Origin of the sequence: Acinetobacter legionensis, from assembly GCF_048552295.1 — a bacterium.
In the GTDB taxonomy this organism is placed as follows: Bacteria; Pseudomonadota; Gammaproteobacteria; order Pseudomonadales; family Moraxellaceae; genus Acinetobacter.
On the sequence record NZ_JBIMCW010000039.1, the window covers coordinates 14918 to 31795 of the forward strand.

Sequence of the window (16878 nt, forward strand, 5' to 3'; positions counted from 1 at the left end):
AAATTTCAAAGAAGTTAAGCTTTGATTACAGTTTTTCTTATGACGGACAAATAAAAATAATATTTGTGAATCAATATTCAACTCATGTTAAGGCATCATCAAGGAATGGGGGCTGTAGGCATTTCATAAATGGCTTGCGTTGTAGGTTAAAATTGAGCAGGCAAGGCATGAAACGAAGAGAATAGCGAGACTATTTTCGAGTTTCATAACGAAGGCTGAGATAATTTTAGCCACAACCCTTCGGGACTAGCGTGTTTTTTGCCGTTACGTTGTTACGAACTACTCATTTAGAATAACTAAATTTCGTATTTCGCGCCTAGTATCGCCTAAAAAACACACGTAGTCGCAAACATAGACGAATTGTCAACAGACCCCAATTATCCTTAAAAATATTTAGTCCCTTTTTCAATGATTGTTGTTGGATTTTCAATTTCTCCAGTCCCCATCATAAATGACACCACACTTATAGAGCTAACTAAGCTGATAATAAAACCTATTAGCATCAGCCAAGCCATTAATTTTTCAATAAAAGTCGATGGGCGTGGGTGACCAAAACGATTGGCACGATTACAACCACGCGCAAAGAGTAAATACAGCAGCATCAAAAATTGCACAATGGGAATCAGCAATAACAGAATAAACCAACCAGATTTATTACGATCATGCAGCCTGCGAATAATCACAACCATCATTCCATATAAATAAAGACAGCTGAGTGCGAGGTAAGTGAACTGTCCTAATCCTGAAATCGAATTTATCGCATGTTGGCTGAATTGCAGTGAATGTAAATTCACAATGCCAAAGACTAGACCGAGGGCAAGCAATGCAATGGTAAAAATGAGATGCAAAAATCCAAACCAAGCAATATAACTCAAACGATTAAAGCGGCCTTGAGTGGAAAGGGGATAATCTACTGGTGATACTTGATGCTTTGAAAAAAAAGTCGACGATTCTTGTATTTGCATGATGATCGCGTCCAGCTGAATGAGTTCGGTAAGGAAATGTTTTTTTCTGAAAAAAACCATATGCACTTCTGACTACAAATTATAAGATCAAAAAAACTCCATAGATATTGAAAATTCGAATATTTTGGCAAATGACTTAAGATTTTCCGATGGTTAAAGTGACCCCCGTGTCTACGACCAAAGCACAATTGTTAACCGAAATGCGCTATCGTAATACTGAACACATGCAGCAAATAAAATCAAGAACGTAGGCATACATCTCGTGATGAGGTGGCAAATCAAGGAAGCAGAATATGAATGAAGTCTATCCAGTTCCAGAACAATTTGTTAAAACAGCAAGGACCAATGAACAAGAATACTTTGAACGTTATCAACAGTCAGTAGAGCATCCAGATGAGTTTTGGGCAGAAGCTGCAAAGAAATTGGACTGGATTAAGCCATTTACTCAAGTAAAAAATACCAGCTACGACAAAGATAATTTTAAAATTGAATGGTTTGCAGATGGGCAACTGAATGTCAGTGCCAACTGTTTAGATCGTCATTTAAAAGAACACCCACTGAAACCTGCAATTATTTGGGAGGGGGATCATCCATCTCGCCATAAAATCATTTCTTTTGAAGAGCTGCATGATGAAGTGTGTCGTTTTGCCAATGTCTTAAAGAAAAATGGAATCGGGAAAGGTGATCGAGTCATTTTGTATATGCCGATGATCCCTGAAGCGGCGATTGCCATGCTGGCATGTACCCGAATAGGGGCAGTGCATTGTGTGGTATTTGGTGGATTCTCTCCAGACTCATTGGCAAGTCGGATAGACGACAGTCAAGCTAAATTGGTGATTACCGCTGACCAAGGTATGCGTGGTGGTAAAACGATTCCTTTAAAAGAGAATGTAGATGCAGCATTGGCGCTGGATGGAACCACTTCCGTTGAAAAAATGATTGTGGTGCATCGAACAGGCCATCCAATAACAATGCAGGAGGGGCGTGACCTGTGGTATCACATGGAAATTATGACGGTCACAGATATCTGTCCGCCAGAACCGATGAATGCCGAAGATCCTTTATTTATTTTGTATACGTCTGGATCAACAGGAAAGCCTAAGGGGGTGTTACATACCACGGGTGGTTATTTAACTTATGTCAATTCAACTTTCCGTGAAGTTTTTGATATTAAACAAGATGATGTGTTCTGGTGTACCGCAGATGTGGGTTGGATTACAGGGCATTCTTATGTGCTTTATGGACCATTATCCAATGGTACAACCACCGTCATGTCGGAGGGCATCCCACAATATCCAACATGGGCACGCACAGGTCATATTGTAGATAAGCATAACATTACCATTCTCTATACTGCACCAACAGCGATCCGCGCCATGATGCGTGAGGGTGATGCTTTTGTGCGTGAAAGTGACCGTAGCAGTTTGCGTCTATTGGGTACCGTGGGTGAGCCGATTAATCCAGAAGCATGGAATTGGTACTATACCGTTGTGGGTGAAAGCCGTTGTCCAATTGTGGATACATGGTGGCAAACTGAAACAGGCGGTATTTTAATTTCTCCACTGCCGGGTGCAACCCCACTTAAACCGGGTTCAGCCACTCGTCCATTGTTTGGCGTACAACCAGCATTGGTTGATGCTGAGGGTCAAGAACTTGAAGGTGAAGCAGAAGGCAATTTGATTATTAAGAATTCTTGGCCGGGGCAAATGCGGACCATTTGGGGCGATCCTGAGCGATTCATTGAAGCGTATTTCTCGACCTATCCGGGCAGTTATTTTACTGGTGATGGTGCGCGTCGTGATAAAGATGGTTATTACTGGATTACGGGTCGTGTGGATGATGTCCTGAATGTTTCGGGCCACCGTTTGGGCACTGCTGAAATTGAAAGTGCCTTGGTTGCGCATGCAAAAGTCGCTGAATCAGCAGTTGTTGGTATGCCACATGAGATTAAAGGGCAAGGCATAGCGGCCTATGTGACCTTGCAGGCGGGTGAAGCTGAAACTGAAGAATTACGTAAAGAATTGGTCAGTTGGGTACGTAAAGTGCTGGGACCTGTGGCAACACCTGATGCAATTTATTGGGCACCTGCTTTGCCAAAAACCCGTTCTGGAAAAATCATGCGACGCATTTTGAGAAAAATTGCTGCCAATGAGCTAGATAGTTTAGGTGATACTTCTACTTTGGCTGATCCAGGTGTGGTAGATCAGTTAATTACAGAGGTTAAGGCCAATTCTTAATGATTGAAGTCTCTTGATTTTGCTAGCCAAAAGTTGAATACCGTTAGAGAAATTCTAGCGGTATTTTTTGTTATTGATTTTCAAACCACAGAATAAGTAATGCAGGCATTGAGATAAGGAAATCTTACTTGATTTGATAAGCTCAAGGCACTGGGAATAAGAGTAAATATGATGAATGCACCTCAACAGGCGGTAAACCTTTCTGCTTTAGCAACGGCAAAGCAATTGGCAGAACAATTTGCGCAGACTGCTGCTGAGCGTGATAAAGCAGGTGGTAATCCGAAGCTGGAACGGGATTTGATTCGTCAAAGTGGCTTATTGGGACTGTCTATTCCACAACAATATGGCGGGCAAGGAGCGAACTGGAAAACAATTTTCCAGACCATTCAAAGTATTGCACAAGTCGATAGCTCCTTGGCACATGTATATGGCTTTCATCATTTACTAATCGCCACTGTACAGTTATTTGCTCAACCTCAACAATATTCGTCATGGTTTGAACACACTGCCCACAATAACTTGTTTTGGGGCAATACTTTAAATCCTTTAGATCAACGCACGAAGGTACAACAACTCACTGAGAACGACTTTATTTTTCATGGTGATAAAAGCTTTTGCTCAGGATCAATAGATTCAGACATACTGCTTTGTTCGGGCTTTAATGATGCTGGAAAATTACTGATAGCTGTGATCCCAACACGTCGAGAAGGGGTCAGTTTTTTAGGCGATTGGAATAATATGGGGCAGCGTCAAACGGACAGTGGAACCAGTCATTTTGAACAGGTCAAAATTCACAAAGATGAGTTATTGTTAAATCCAGGACCATTAAGTACACCTTACTCCAGTTTACGACCTTTGATCGCACAATTGATTTTTGTGCATCTGTTTTTAGGCGTTGCTGAAGGTGCCTTTGACCTTGCGCGACAAACAATACAAAGTCAGAAAGCATGGTCAACGTCTTTGGCTGAAAATGCGGTGAATGATCCGTTTACCCAGAAGCATTTTGCTGAGTTTTATGTACAGCTTGAAAGTGTACGTTTACTTGCGGACAAAGCCATTGCAGCATTGCAAGCGGCTTGGAATATTGGTGAGCAATTAACAGCAGAACAACGTGGTGAAGTCTCTATTGCCATTGCGACTGCAAAAATTGCTGCAACCAATAGCTCACTGTTTATAACGCAAAATATTTTTCAAGTGATGGGTGCTAGAGCGACAACAGCCAAATTGAATTTAGATCGTTTTTGGCGAAATGTCCGTACTCAGACCTTGCATGATCCGATTGATTATAAGTACCAGGAAGTAGGGGAATGGGTATTGACTGGAAAAGTGCCCGATCCAAGTTTTTACGCTTGAACCTAAGCCGACCGATGACATTTTATAGACGTTCATTCTTAGCGCTTTAGCGTTGGTATTGCCATAGCTTAGATTGAAAAAATCTGTGTTGGATAAGGGGTAGCTGCTATACCCCTACCAACAGCGACAATTATGTTGCCTTGCAATAGATACAACATGAATGATCTAACTATGCACAAAGCTAAAGCCTAGCCCGATCTGACGTGTTTCAGCATCAAGGATTGGATTTTTGCTTTAAGCTATTGAGCACTTCATACGCTGCCTTAATTCGCTCAGCATTGGGAATTTTTTTGTTCATCAACATCACCAAGCCAAAGTTCTCTTGTGGAATATAAATCACATATGTCCCAAAACCATTGGTGGAGCCAGTTTTATGAAAGACTCTTGAACAAGTCTTCACGAGGGTTTTTTCAACAGGGTTAGATTGCATCACAACCCGATCAGAGTTGCTTTCTAATAGTGTGTTTAATGTTGCTGGGTAGCTGAACGATTCCCAGCCAAGGGCTTGGGTCATACCACCCATTTTAAAATAACCGGTATGTGTCGCTAGAATTGCGGGTTTAATCGCTGCTTTGGCTTGATCTGGATTTAAGTTTAAATTTAAAAAATGTAGCATGTCAGGTAGGCTAGATTTCACCCCATAGGCTTGCGCATCAAAAGCGCCAGCAGTGACCCGAAGCGGATGATTATTTTGATCATAACCAAAGGCATAGTTGCCTTGTTGTGCTTTAGGAACTTGGACATAAGTATGTTGGAGTTCTAGCTTGGGGAAAATCACTTGCTCTAATAAAGCGCTAAAAGGCATGTTCATGGCTTTAGCGGTCGCTTCACCGAATAGCCCTATGCTTGGATTAGAATATTGTCGAAATTGACCAATCGGGTTTTTGACTTTCCAATCTTGAAAATATTTAAGTGTTTGCGCATCTGTTTTTATTTGATCAGGAAATTGCAATGGAAGATTACCACTGGTGTAGGTGGCCAATTCTAAGAGTGTGACTTGATTAATGTCTGAGTTTTTTAATGCGGGTATATATTTCCCAGGATGGTCTTGAAGAGAAATTTTGCCTAAATTTTGTGCATAAGTACCTGCTGTTGCAGTAAATATCTTACTGACTGAGCCTAGTTCAAAAAGGGTATTTTTATTTACGGCTTTCGCATTCGCAAGTGATTGTACGCCGTAGTATTTTTCATAACTTTTTCCGTTATACAAAATACCTATTGCCATACCGGGCACTGCATAAGTTTTCATTAATGGCTGAAATGCAGTATTCATTGCAGTTTCAACCTTTATAGACGTTGCAGGTATGTCGTTGGCGTTTACATAGCTCGTCAAGCTCATACTGCCAATGAGGACGCAAAATATCGTTTTTGTTTTATTTAAAACTACCATGCCCACTTTTTCCATCTATGCTACAAAAAGGGCGTATTTTAAAGTTGAAAGAAATTTTTTCCAAGATTGCGGTTGTTGAGTATATGTATAGAACAAATACACTCGATGATTCAATAAAACAAAAAGCAAAAGTAGGCTAATTTATATAAGGATAATTGTACTGATTTATACGATTCTATTTTTATAAATACTTTTTATTTATTCTAAAAAAAATCCCTCAAGCCGAGTCAAGAGGGAAAGCTGCAAAGCTGTTTTAGTTATTTATTGTTGTTTTCACAGCACCATCAATGAAGAGATAAACCTTAAGCTGATTTTGCAGTAATTTGATCTTTTTGCGCTTCTTCAATTTGACGAACCAAAGGCAAGACCTTTTCACCGAAATATTCAACTTCTTCAATAAAATGTAAAAAGCCAGATAACACCAGATCTACCCCTACATTTTTGAGCTCAACAATACGTTCGGCAATTTGTTGTGGTGTACCAATCAGATTGGTTTTAAAGCCATCGTTATATTGCACCAAGTCTTCAAAGGTTGATTTTGCCCAGTTACCTTCACCTTCTTTAGATGCTGCGCCTGCTTCACGGGTTGCATCGCCAAAGGCATTGACCGCTTCAACATTGGCTTGGTCAATAATCTCTTGTAGCACTGCTTTAGCTTCTTCTTCAGTGTCACGAGCAATGATAAAAGCATTAACCCCGATTTTGACTGAGTGGTTATTTAGCTTGGCTTTTTCACGAATATCATCGATTTGTTTTTTGAGTTCCTCAGGTGTATTGCCATTGGTAAAGTACCAATCCGAAACACGCGAAGCCATGTCACGTGCAGCACGTGAACTTCCCCCTTGGAATACTTCAATATGGGGTTTCTGCAAAGGTTTTGGTTTTAAAGTGTAGTCTTTAAACTGATAATATTTACCATCAAAGCTATAGTTATCCGTTGTCCAAATACCTTTTAACGTACGAATAAACTCTTCTGAGCGAACATAGCGTTCATCATGTTCAGGCCATGGCTCACCAATAGCATCAAACTCGCCACGGAACCAACCACTTACCACGTTAATCGCAATACGCCCATTGGTCAGATAGTCAATGGTCGCCAACTGTTTTGCGGCTAAAACAGGTTTCCATGGTCCCGGAAGAATTGCTGCAATCACTTTTAATTTTTCAGTCTTGGCTAAAAGTGCATGACTAAAACTCACAGATTCATGTTGATTTTCAGCGCCATACCCTGCGGTAAAACGAATTTGGGTGAGGGCATATTCAAAACCACTTTTTTCGGCAGCTTGTGCCAAACGGACATTGTAGTCATAGCTCCAGTCTGTCCGTTGTTCAATATTACTGACCACTAAGCCGCCACTGACATTGGGAACCCAATAGGCAAATCGAATTGCTTGGCCATTATTCGATGAAAACTGTGACATATCATAACCCTCAATTTTTTATGATTTATTCATAACAAGGTTGCGCTTAAGCAACCTGTGATTGTGGTGTTTTGGATTTTGCATGTAGACGAGACTCTGCCGCATCCAAGTCTGGTATCGCCGCGGAAGGAAGCACATCATCTTGCTCAATCTGTTTGTTGATGCCTAAATTTTGATTGGCTTGTTCTGTTTTGGCTTTGACCACTTCTGCTCGCTGACCTTTTGCAGGTGCCCATTCTAAAATTGGCAATGCACGTGCGACAGCTAAAGTGATACGGTCTTGGATGTGTTCACTTTTAATGGTGTACTCAGGTGTAAAGTCACGATCTGTTGCATAGACACCAATAGGCAGCGTTTGCGCTTGAAAGAAGCTAAATAATGGACGTAACTGATGCTCTAGAACTAAAGCATGACGGTCACTACCACCCGATGCAGCAAGCAATACAGGAACATCGACTAGCGCTGTTTGTTCAACAAAATCAAAGAAATGTTTAAATAAACCAGTAAATGATGCGCGATAAACAGGTGTTCCCACGATGAGCGCATCTGCTGCTTCTACGGCAGCTAAGTCATCTTGAACACGTTGTGGCAGTTGGTTGCGATAAATTGCGCCCCCTAACAAATGGCCTATTTCACTGAATTTAATAAAGTGAACATGAATCGGTGTTGCCTGACCCAGCTCATCTAAAATCGCTTGAACTAAACTTTCGGTTTTTGAAGGGTTATTTAATCCCCCTGAAACAGCAACAATATTTAATGGTTTTTGTTGAGTATAAATAGACATGTTGGCAACCTAATAAATTGAATCTCGGAATGCCATTCATTAATCTATATTTGACGAAGCGCTGTAAAATAATGAAAAACAGATTGGTTATCTGTTTTTAAGATAAACCAGAAAGCCTTTGAATAATGCACGATTTCGTCTTTTAAGTATTTGAAGTTAAATAATATTCTTAAAATTAATAAGTAATTCATTTTTAACTGTTTATTTTATATTTAAAAGTGATATTCAAATCTTAATTTCGATAAATGACCTAAAGATTGTAGGGAATTTTAATTAAAGCCGACAAATTATTCAAAAATTCGTTAATATTTACGTATCCTAAATAGCAATAGTGCGGTTAGAATGAAATAACTGCGCTAGAGATCTCTCGCTTCGCTTATGAATATTTTAATCGTTGATGATCATCCACTGTTTCGCCATGCGTTAATTCAGGCGGTTCGTTATAGTTTGCCACAGGCTCAAATTAGTGAAACTGCGGCTGTTAATGAATTTTATGAGCGTTTGGAAAATGGTCCAGAACCAGATCTCGTCTTGTTGGATTTAAATCTGCCAGGCGCATCGGGTTTCTCTGCATTGGTACATGTTCGTGCACAGTATCCTGCACTTCCTATTATTGTGGTTTCTGCTCACGAAGATGCGTCCATTATTCAACGTGCAATTGCACATGGCGCAATGGGCTATATTCCTAAATCTGCGCATCCAAGCCATATTGGGGAAGCAATTCGCCAAGTGCTGGATGGTGATATTTGGTTACCGCCAAACTTACCCGCAGCGAATATGAATTTTGATCCGCGTGCTGCAGATGAAACCGCTTTAGCTGAACGTATTCAATCGTTAACACCTCAACAGTTCCGTGTATTGATGATGGTTGCAGAAGGTTTATTGAATAAGCAAATTGCTTATGAACTTGATGTTTCGGAAGCGACCATTAAAGCGCATGTGACGGCAATTTTTCGTAAATTAGGTGTACAGAACCGTACTCAAGCGGTACTCGCAATCAATGCACTCAATATTGAAGAACGAAAAGTTTAAGATTTTTGCGGGTTAAATTTAACCTCAATATATTGAAAAATTACGAGAAGAGTGTATTAAAAATATGCTCTTTTTTATTTTCTAATTTCTGCATTTTCTCATGTAATTTTATTTTTAAATCAAATATTTAAGATTCATATCTTATTTGAATCATCAAGACATAGTCTGTAATAAAACTTTAGCTTTTATCAAGAGTTAAAAATAGGCGTATACTGAACGGACATGAGGAATAATTATGTCTGAAGCACCTGAATCTACAGCTTATATTGAGTATGGCACTCGGCCTTTTATCGCAATTTTACTTTCATTGTTTTTAGCTGGCTTTGCTGTATTTTCATCGTTGTATTGTGTTCAGCCGATGATGCCGTTTTTGGCAAGTTTTTTTCATGTTACGCCAACCCATAGTAGTTTCCCGCTTTCATTTTCCACCATTGCCTTAGCCTTAGGGCTTCTTTTTGCAGGACTGATTTCAGATCGTTATGGTCGTAAGCAGATCATGGCCATTTCCTTATTTTCCACGGCAAGCTTATTATTGCTAAGTTCGTTTTTACCGTATTGGGAAATATTTCTTGCAACACGCATGATGATTGGCTTGGCTGTCAGTGGTGTTGCTTCTGTTGCAATGACCTATATCGGTGAAGAAATTGCACAAAAGGATGTTGGCTTTGCCATGGGACTGTATATTTCAGGGACAGCAATAGGGGGAATGGGCGGGCGTTTGATTGCAGGGGTATTGCTGGATTATATCTCTTGGCAAACTGCGACGATGATTATTGGTCTACTTAATTTATTGATCGCGATTACATTTTACATAGCCTTACCTGCCTCTAAACACTTTAAATCTTATCCTATTCAATTCACACGTTTTATCGAATCCTTTAAGAAAAATCTTTCTGACCCAAAGCTCAGATTATTGTTTGTCGAAGGTTTTATTCTGATGGGATGCTTTGTGACCGTGTTTAATTACATGAGTTATCATCTGTTAGAAAAACCTTTTGAACTGTCACAAACTTGGATTGGTTTGATTTCGATTGCCTATTTATCTGGCATTTATAGTTCACCTCGTGCAGCCAGTTGGAGTCGTCAATTTGGACGAGGTAAGGTACTGATTGTGATGTTCTCAAGCATGATTCTGGGGTTATGGATGATGCTGATTCCATCACTATGGGTGATCTTGATTGGTCTATTGATTTTCACGTTTTCATTTTTTGCCGCCCATTCCACATCAAGCAGTTGGGTATCGGTACAATCCTTACAATATCGTGCAGTCGGTTCTTCGCTTTATCTATTTTGTTATTATCTTGGTTCAAGTTTCTTGGGCAGCAGTAGTGGTTTAGTCTGGGAAAAATATGGATGGTTTGGCCTAACAGTTACGATGACTTGTGTACTTTGTATCGGGCTCTTGGTGGCTTTAAAACTCAATCAAACGCAGCATAAAGATCAGGCAAAAGTATGAGCGGCTGCATCTAAATAGTGTTAAATAAGCTTTTCTATTCAATTTATCTGCGCTTTTAAACAATCCATCATGATAGGTCAATTTTCCTTTTATAACGTATGACGAATACATTTAACATCTTAAAAAGCTATCAATAACAGACTAAATAGAAGACCAAGAAGATATGTTTACTTTTTAATCAAACAACATGAGTAAAATTCATGGTAAAATGATCAACTTTCATTTTAGATCTCTCCCGATCGCCAACTGCCAATCGAGAAACTCACCATGTCGACCGCTTATACTGCTCAGACAGCGCCTACTGCGTTGTTTGATTATGACAAATATTGGGCATCGTGCTTTGAACCAGCACCATTTTTGCCAATGTCACGCGAGGAGATGGATCAACTCGGTTGGGATAGTTGTGACTTTATCCTCGTATGTGGTGACGCTTATATCGATCATCCATCGTTTTGTTCAGGAATTATTGGCCGAACGCTTGAAGCACAGGGTTTCCGTGTCGGGATTATTGCACAACCAGATTGGACTTCTGCTGAAGCATTTAAAGTATTAGGCAAACCGAATATTGCATGGGGTGTGACCGCGGGTAATATGGATTCTATGATCAACCGCTATACGGCTGACCGTAAAATCCGTTCTGATGATGCATATTCACCAGATAATCTACCCAATAAACGTCCTGACCGTGCTGCAACTGTATATTGTCAGCGTTGTCGTGAAGCATTTCCTGATGTACCCGTATTATTGGGCGGTATCGAAGCATCATTACGCCGTATTGCACATTATGATTACTGGTCAGACAAAGTTCGTCGTTCAGTGCTGATGGATTCCAAAGCAGACTTATTGATGTATGGCAATGGTGAACGGTCTGTTGTTGAAGTTATGCATCGTCTTGCCAAAGGCGAAAAAATTCATGAAATCACCGATGTTCGTGGTACTGCATTTATCGTCAATAAAATTAATCGTGTTTCTAAAGCCAAGTTTGTTGAAATTGCATCGAATGATGTCGATGCGATTGGTCGTGTTGATCCAATCATCAATCCTTATGTAATGACTGAAGATTTAGATGGTTGTGAAATTGAACAAGGTAAAGGAAATTCTTTAACCCAATATCAAAATTTCCAAAAAGAATTGGTGGCAAATCCAGTTGTTCGTGAAGGTGATCAACTGGATGAGAATACCCAGATTGTACGTTTATTGCCGACATCTAAAGCAATTAAACATAAATTACCGCCGCGTGAATTGGCTGTGATTCGTTTGCCTGCTTTTGAAGAAGTAGCAACCGATCCTGTACTTTATGCACATACCAACCGCATCTTGCATCTTGAAACCAATCCCGGGAATGCTCGTGCATTGGTACAAAAGCATGGTGAACGTGATGTATGGTTAAATGCACCGCCGATTCCATTGACCACCGAAGAAATGGATTATGTGTTTGACTTGCCTTATGCGCGTCTACCACATCCAGCTTATGGTGAAGCGCGTTTCCCTGCATTTGATATGATCAAATTCTCTGTAAATATCATGCGTGGTTGTTTTGGTGGTTGTACATTCTGTTCGATTACCGAACATGAAGGTCGTATTATTCAAAACCGTTCAGAAGAATCAATTTTACGTGAAGTTGAAAAAATTCGTGATACAGCCCCAGGTTTTACAGGCATCATTTCAGATTTAGGTGGCCCAACTGCAAACATGTATCGCTTGCAGTGTAAAGATCCTGAGATTGAAAAGAACTGTCGTAAACCTTCTTGTGTGTATCCAGGTGTATGTCAAAATTTACATACTGACCATGCGCCACTTACTCAACTTTATCGCAAAGCACGTTCATTAAAAGGCATCAAAAAGATTCTGATTGGTTCAGGCTTACGTTATGACCTTGCGGTATTGAACCCTGAATATGTCAAAGAACTGGTTCAACACCATGTTGGCGGTTATTTAAAAATTGCTCCAGAGCATACCGAGAAAGGTCCATTGTCGAAGATGATGAAACCGGGAATCGGAACCTATGATCGCTTTAAACAGATGTTTGATCGTTTTAGTAAGGAAGCGGGTAAAGAACAGTATTTAATCCCGTACTTTATCGCTGCGCATCCGGGAACAACGGATTATGACATGATGAATCTTGCGATCTGGCTTAAGAAAAATGGCTTCCGTGCCGATCAGGTGCAAACCTTTTATCCATCACCAATGGCGACAGCGACCACGATGTATCACACTGGGAAAAACCCGTTGGCCAAAGTGGCTCGTTATACCGAAAGTGTGGATATTGTCAAAGGTGAAAAGCGTCGTCGTTTACACAAAGCCTTCTTACGTTACCATGATCCAAACAACTGGCCATTACTACGTGATGCATTACGTGAAATGGGCCGGGTAGATTTGATTGGTAATTCTAAGCATCATCTAATTCCAACTTATCAACCGCAAGGAACAGAAGGACAATACCAATCTGCGCGTAAGAAAAACTCGACTGTAGACGGTGATTCGCAAAAGCGTACTGGGGATAGCCGTAACTCACAGGCGAAAACGCAATCGCGTCCTTCCAATACCAAAAAGCGCCCTGAACGTGGTCAAATATTGACGCAACATACAGGTTTACCGCCGCGTGAAACGGGTGATAAAAAACCATTTGCTGGAAATAGCAAAACAAAGTCTAAGTCAAGAAGTAGAGCTTAAGTGCTGTTTGAAATAGTAATAAGAGAGGATGCCTAAGCATCCTTTCTTAAATCAGCAATTGAATAATAAAAATACGCAACTGTGGATAACTCTCTGTAAACTGTTGAAAACTTTAGTGTACTAAAAACACACAATTCTCGAATATCCTTGTCCTACAATAGTACGCAAGATTCATTAAATTCAGTTGTATTCGCATTCAATACACGCTATATATGAGGTGCAATTCAATTCATTTGGTTGAAATACCAAGTGAATAAAACAAATAATAGTTCAATAAATAAGTTAAAAATGTGATTTATTTGATTATTTTGAAAAAGCAAATATGAGAATGCGTCTGGCATATTACAAAATTGAACTGATTAAAAATAGTATCTTTGATACACAAGAACTGGTCGTAGACCAAATTATAATAAAGAATTAGGAAATGAAAAATGGACATGATAATCGTTGCGAGTTTGATATTACTTGCTGTCGTGATTGGTGCTGCTTATAAAGGATTGAAAAATAAGCAACAAGCAGATAGTGCTTTACGAAGAAGAGCAGTATTTAACTCACATGAACAAATTACGTTTACGCGTTTAAAAGAAATTTTACCTGAAGCCAATATCTTGGCTCATGTATCTTTTGATGCCTTGTTAACGACAAAATATTTACATACACGTCGTAAGTATCAGCAAATGTTTGCAAATTTTGTTGTGCTGGACAAAGATTATAAAGTTTTAGCTGTGATTGCTTTAGATGATACCAATGCGATTAAGCGTTCGAATCAAAATACCTATGAAGATGCTTTGTTACAGTCAGCAGGTTATCGCGTGATTCGTTATATGGGAATTCCAGAATATCAGGATTTGCGAGAAGATTTTTTAACAGAATTTTCAGAAATGAACCATTCGCAAATGTTGGAGGAACATGTACTGGGGAAGTTTGATCTGTACTCAAATCGCGCATATAGCTAATCAAAAAAATGCATGTTTAAACATGCATTTTTTACGCTTTCCAAAAATTAAATAACGAGCTTATTCTGGTTTGACCGCAACAACCGTCATTTCAACTAAAACATCAGGTCGATAAAGCTTTGCTTCTACACAAGTTCTCGGCAGAGCTTGCATATCTGAACACCATGTATCCCAGATTTCGTTCATTCCTGCATAATCATTTTCGATATCTTTTAAAAAAATCATCACAGACATAATATGCTTTTTATCTGTGCCCGCATCTGTAAGAAAACGATCAATGATATCTAAGGTCTGTTGAGTTTGCCCTTTGATATCCAAACTTAAATCCGTAGCCAATTGACCCGCCAAGTGAACTAAATTTCCCGAAATTGCGATTTCAGAAAAGCGTTTTTCTACGTGCAAACGTTGTACAGTCATGATCATTCTCAAAGTTTGTTTATGTTTTAAATTTTACGTCATCATTTACAATCTGCAAATTAACTTTGTTGCTTGTTGGTGAATCTATCTATACGAATGAGGATTTTATACTTAAAAATAATCAAACAGTTATATTCTGGGCAAATAATGAAATTGCCTAAATTTAAAAATTGAATTTGCGCACCACGTAACTGATTTAAACAAAATGCAATTGAACATTGCAGAGGACAAAGTTGTTGCAACTGCTTAAAGTTTTGTTGCTCCTGTAGTATGGAAATATTCATTGAAATACCTATTATTTAGAATCTATTTTAAAGCCAGTGAATCGCTTTGAGCTATTCACTGTGCCGTTATCAAGCTTGAGGGGGCGTATAGGATTTGAGTTTTTGTTCAGGCTTATTGTTGATTTGATACCAGTCGATATGCCGTGTAATAAACATCACTACAGCAAGTAAAACAAATGAAATGATAGAGCCGATCAGGAAGGTTTTGCCTGAAGATTGCAATAGCATATACATCACGGCATAAAGTGAACTCAGGATGATGCTGAATAGGCCCGCGGCTTTAAAACCTTTCATCACATAGTATAAGTACCAGCTCATGAGCCCGACACAGGCGATTCCAGCAACGAAATAAGCCCATGCAAAGGCATAGTATTCACTGATCGAAAGCAGTAAAACAAAGAACACCACTTGAGCCATCGCCACCAAAGAATATTGAATGGGGTGAATCCGTAAGCTTTTAAGCACTTCGAATAGAAAGAAACAAGCAAAGGTGATGATGATAATCACGATACCGTATTTAATCGCACGATCTGTTTGTGTATAGACATTGACTGATTCTAGGAATTCTGTCGATAAACCAATACTTTGAACAGGTTCACCCATATAAGCTGGCTCTTGGGAAAAATAGCCATTACTAAACTGGCGAATACACTCATTGTTGTCGCAATCAATCAATTTACTGATGTTTTGATGACCTAAAGCAATATTTTTCCATTGTGCAGTGAATTGTTGTGGTGTACTGGTTTTTGCAAAAGGTAAGTTTTGTCCTGAATATTTGGTATCCGCCCAATTGCCTTTGGCCTGATAAGTGACGCTACGACTGGTTGGGATCAGGGTGAATTTCCCCAGACCCGTAATATTGGCGGTTAAATCAAAAGTAAAACCATTTTGAATGGCATTGATTAATTCAGGATATTTTTTTGCAGAAATATACATAAAATCAAAACCAGAACTGTTACTCCCTTGAGCACTCATTTCAAAGGCATAAGTTTTATTGAGCATGTTTAAGCTCGGTTGTGTATCTAAGCCACGAGGATCATGTACAGGGAAGATAATTTCAGCTCGGTCCCATTGGTAATCTTTCTTTTCAAGTGTTGGTTTTTGGAATACGCCTTTGGCCATGAGATTGGCGGTATAGCTAATTGCTCGATAGATGGTACGTTTATAAGTGTTGTCCGAAACATTAAAGTTGGATGACCATTGTGTGCTGTCAGCACTGATATATAGCCATTGTTCCTCAGTACACAAATAGGCCACCTTTTTTTCATCGAGGCAGTTTTTTTGCTCATTGTAGGGCACACGGATATACGGTGAAATCACGGTTTGAGGACTAATATTGTTTTGTGCAATTTCTTTCAGAAATGCCCGTTGATAATCTTGTCGTTCTGAGACCAGACTGGTAATAAAGAGTAAGCCTATCCAAAATAAGGCAACTAAAATTGCGATTGCAATAATTTTGAATGTAATAAAGTTGGAGCGCATCGCTGTTTTCCTTCGCCGTTGTTTTTTGTCAGTGTTGAGTGTGCGAAACAGCAATGTGCTTTGTTTGAGGTGTATCGGTTTTTTATATGAATTTTAAGTGAAGTTTGGCCGTGCTAAGGCAATTGAATTTTTACCAATACACCTTTTTGGTGGGGTTGTAAGATGGTGATTTCATTTCCTTGAATATTGCCAATGTGAATCTGTCCATGGTGTTGTTCAATGACCTGTTTAACAATGCTCAGTCCAATACCAGAACTGCGTTGCTGGCTAATCGGACGAGGCAAGGAAAAATAAGTATCAAACACTTGCGTAAGTGCATAATCTGGAATCCAAGAGGTGGTCCCACATGTTTGAACAACTAAAAGCTTATTTATAAGTGATACTCTGCTCTAGTTAAGCTACCTTATTTTGTTGTGGTAGCTGGTCAT

The 16878-nt window shown here is 39.5% G+C and carries 13 protein-coding genes and 1 pseudogene; 6 read left to right on the forward strand and 8 right to left on the reverse strand.

Annotation, left to right across the window (positions count from 1 at the left end; genetic code table 11):
- Positions 1 to 383: 383 nt before the first annotated feature.
- Positions 384 to 965, reverse strand: a complete 582-nt coding sequence (locus ACG916_RS19905; protein ID WP_419330570.1) for a DUF805 domain-containing protein — start codon at positions 963 to 965, stop codon at positions 384 to 386.
- 293 nt (positions 966 to 1258) lie between these two features.
- Between ACG916_RS19905 and acs the strand changes: the two genes are divergently transcribed.
- A complete protein-coding gene (gene acs / locus ACG916_RS19910) occupies positions 1259 to 3202 on the forward strand; it encodes an acetate--CoA ligase (protein WP_234624175.1) in 1944 nt (647 codons plus the stop codon).
- A gap of 168 nt (positions 3203 to 3370) precedes the next feature.
- Positions 3371 to 4555, forward strand: a complete 1185-nt coding sequence (locus ACG916_RS19915; RefSeq protein ID WP_419330571.1) for an acyl-CoA dehydrogenase family protein — start codon at positions 3371 to 3373, stop codon at positions 4553 to 4555.
- A 214-nt stretch (positions 4556 to 4769) separates the two neighbouring features.
- On the opposite strand, the gene ampC is transcribed toward ACG916_RS19915, so the two are convergent.
- The 3 genes from ampC to msuE form a co-directional block, all read right to left on the reverse strand.
- The gene (gene ampC / locus ACG916_RS19920) at positions 4770 to 5894 is read right to left on the reverse strand and encodes a class C beta-lactamase (RefSeq protein ID WP_419330579.1); all 1125 of its coding nucleotides are present in this window, start codon (positions 5892 to 5894) and stop codon (positions 4770 to 4772) included.
- A 353-nt stretch (positions 5895 to 6247) separates the two neighbouring features.
- Positions 6248 to 7366, reverse strand: coding sequence for a dimethylsulfone monooxygenase SfnG (sfnG, locus tag ACG916_RS19925; protein WP_034614949.1), 1119 nt, complete (start codon positions 7364 to 7366; stop codon positions 6248 to 6250).
- A gap of 46 nt (positions 7367 to 7412) precedes the next feature.
- Entirely contained in the window at positions 7413 to 8150 is a 738-nt protein-coding gene (msuE, locus tag ACG916_RS19930; RefSeq protein WP_004723461.1) for an FMN reductase, read from the reverse strand.
- A gap of 378 nt (positions 8151 to 8528) precedes the next feature.
- On the opposite strand from msuE, the gene ACG916_RS19935 reads away from it, so the two are divergent.
- The 4 genes from ACG916_RS19935 to ACG916_RS19950 all read left to right on the forward strand — a co-directional run bounded on the left by ACG916_RS19935 (position 8529) and on the right by ACG916_RS19950 (position 14267).
- The gene (locus ACG916_RS19935; RefSeq protein ID WP_004823671.1) at positions 8529 to 9182 is read left to right on the forward strand and encodes a response regulator; all 654 of its coding nucleotides are present in this window, start codon (positions 8529 to 8531) and stop codon (positions 9180 to 9182) included.
- 235 nt (positions 9183 to 9417) lie between these two features.
- Positions 9418 to 10638, forward strand: coding sequence for an MFS transporter (locus ACG916_RS19940; RefSeq protein WP_239044697.1), 1221 nt, complete (start codon positions 9418 to 9420; stop codon positions 10636 to 10638).
- Positions 10639 to 10905: 267 nt separating this feature from the next.
- On the forward strand, positions 10906 to 13311 hold the full coding sequence (locus tag ACG916_RS19945) for a YgiQ family radical SAM protein (protein ID WP_239044698.1): 2406 nt from the start codon (positions 10906 to 10908) through the stop codon (positions 13309 to 13311).
- A gap of 431 nt (positions 13312 to 13742) precedes the next feature.
- A complete protein-coding gene (locus tag ACG916_RS19950; RefSeq protein WP_004823674.1) occupies positions 13743 to 14267 on the forward strand; it encodes a DUF2726 domain-containing protein in 525 nt (174 codons plus the stop codon).
- Positions 14268 to 14327: 60 nt separating this feature from the next.
- Here ACG916_RS19950 and ACG916_RS19955 read toward each other — a convergent pair whose 3' ends face one another.
- The 4 genes and pseudogenes from ACG916_RS19955 to ACG916_RS19970 all read right to left on the reverse strand — a co-directional run.
- The gene (locus tag ACG916_RS19955) at positions 14328 to 14684 is read right to left on the reverse strand and encodes a RidA family protein (RefSeq protein WP_244014406.1); all 357 of its coding nucleotides are present in this window, start codon (positions 14682 to 14684) and stop codon (positions 14328 to 14330) included.
- Positions 14685 to 14743: 59 nt separating this feature from the next.
- Positions 14744 to 14968 carry a hypothetical protein gene (locus ACG916_RS19960; RefSeq protein WP_004823676.1) on the reverse strand — a complete coding sequence of 75 codons (225 nt, stop codon included), beginning with the start codon at positions 14966 to 14968 and terminating at the stop codon, positions 14744 to 14746.
- Between the two features lie 69 nt (positions 14969 to 15037).
- Entirely contained in the window at positions 15038 to 16450 is a 1413-nt protein-coding gene (gene creD / locus ACG916_RS19965) for a cell envelope integrity protein CreD (protein WP_419330573.1), read from the reverse strand.
- Between the two features lie 113 nt (positions 16451 to 16563).
- Positions 16564 to 16779, reverse strand: a pseudogene (locus ACG916_RS19970) (ATP-binding protein); the annotation flags it as partial.
- Between the last annotated feature and the right edge of the window lie 99 nt (positions 16780 to 16878).

What these genes read in the sequence shown, in the direction of transcription:
- ACG916_RS19905 (WP_419330570.1), bottom strand. Translation starts at nt 965, where the DNA reads ATGCAAATACAAGAATCGTCGACTTTTTTTTCAAAGCATCAAGTATCA.
- acs (WP_234624175.1), top strand. Translation starts at nt 1,259, where the DNA reads ATGAATGAAGTCTATCCAGTTCCAGAACAATTTGTTAAAACAGCAAGG.
- ACG916_RS19915 (WP_419330571.1), top strand. Translation starts at nt 3,371, where the DNA reads ATGATGAATGCACCTCAACAGGCGGTAAACCTTTCTGCTTTAGCAACG.
- ampC (WP_419330579.1), bottom strand. Translation starts at nt 5,894, where the DNA reads ATGAGCTTGACGAGCTATGTAAACGCCAACGACATACCTGCAACGTCT.
- sfnG (WP_034614949.1), bottom strand. Translation starts at nt 7,366, where the DNA reads ATGTCACAGTTTTCATCGAATAATGGCCAAGCAATTCGATTTGCCTAT.
- msuE (WP_004723461.1), bottom strand. Translation starts at nt 8,150, where the DNA reads ATGTCTATTTATACTCAACAAAAACCATTAAATATTGTTGCTGTTTCA.
- ACG916_RS19935 (WP_004823671.1), top strand. Translation starts at nt 8,529, where the DNA reads ATGAATATTTTAATCGTTGATGATCATCCACTGTTTCGCCATGCGTTA.
- ACG916_RS19940 (WP_239044697.1), top strand. Translation starts at nt 9,418, where the DNA reads ATGTCTGAAGCACCTGAATCTACAGCTTATATTGAGTATGGCACTCGG.
- ACG916_RS19945 (WP_239044698.1), top strand. Translation starts at nt 10,906, where the DNA reads ATGTCGACCGCTTATACTGCTCAGACAGCGCCTACTGCGTTGTTTGAT.
- ACG916_RS19950 (WP_004823674.1), top strand. Translation starts at nt 13,743, where the DNA reads ATGGACATGATAATCGTTGCGAGTTTGATATTACTTGCTGTCGTGATT.
- ACG916_RS19955 (WP_244014406.1), bottom strand. Translation starts at nt 14,684, where the DNA reads ATGACTGTACAACGTTTGCACGTAGAAAAACGCTTTTCTGAAATCGCA.
- ACG916_RS19960 (WP_004823676.1), bottom strand. Translation starts at nt 14,968, where the DNA reads ATGAATATTTCCATACTACAGGAGCAACAAAACTTTAAGCAGTTGCAA.
- creD (WP_419330573.1), bottom strand. Translation starts at nt 16,450, where the DNA reads ATGCGCTCCAACTTTATTACATTCAAAATTATTGCAATCGCAATTTTA.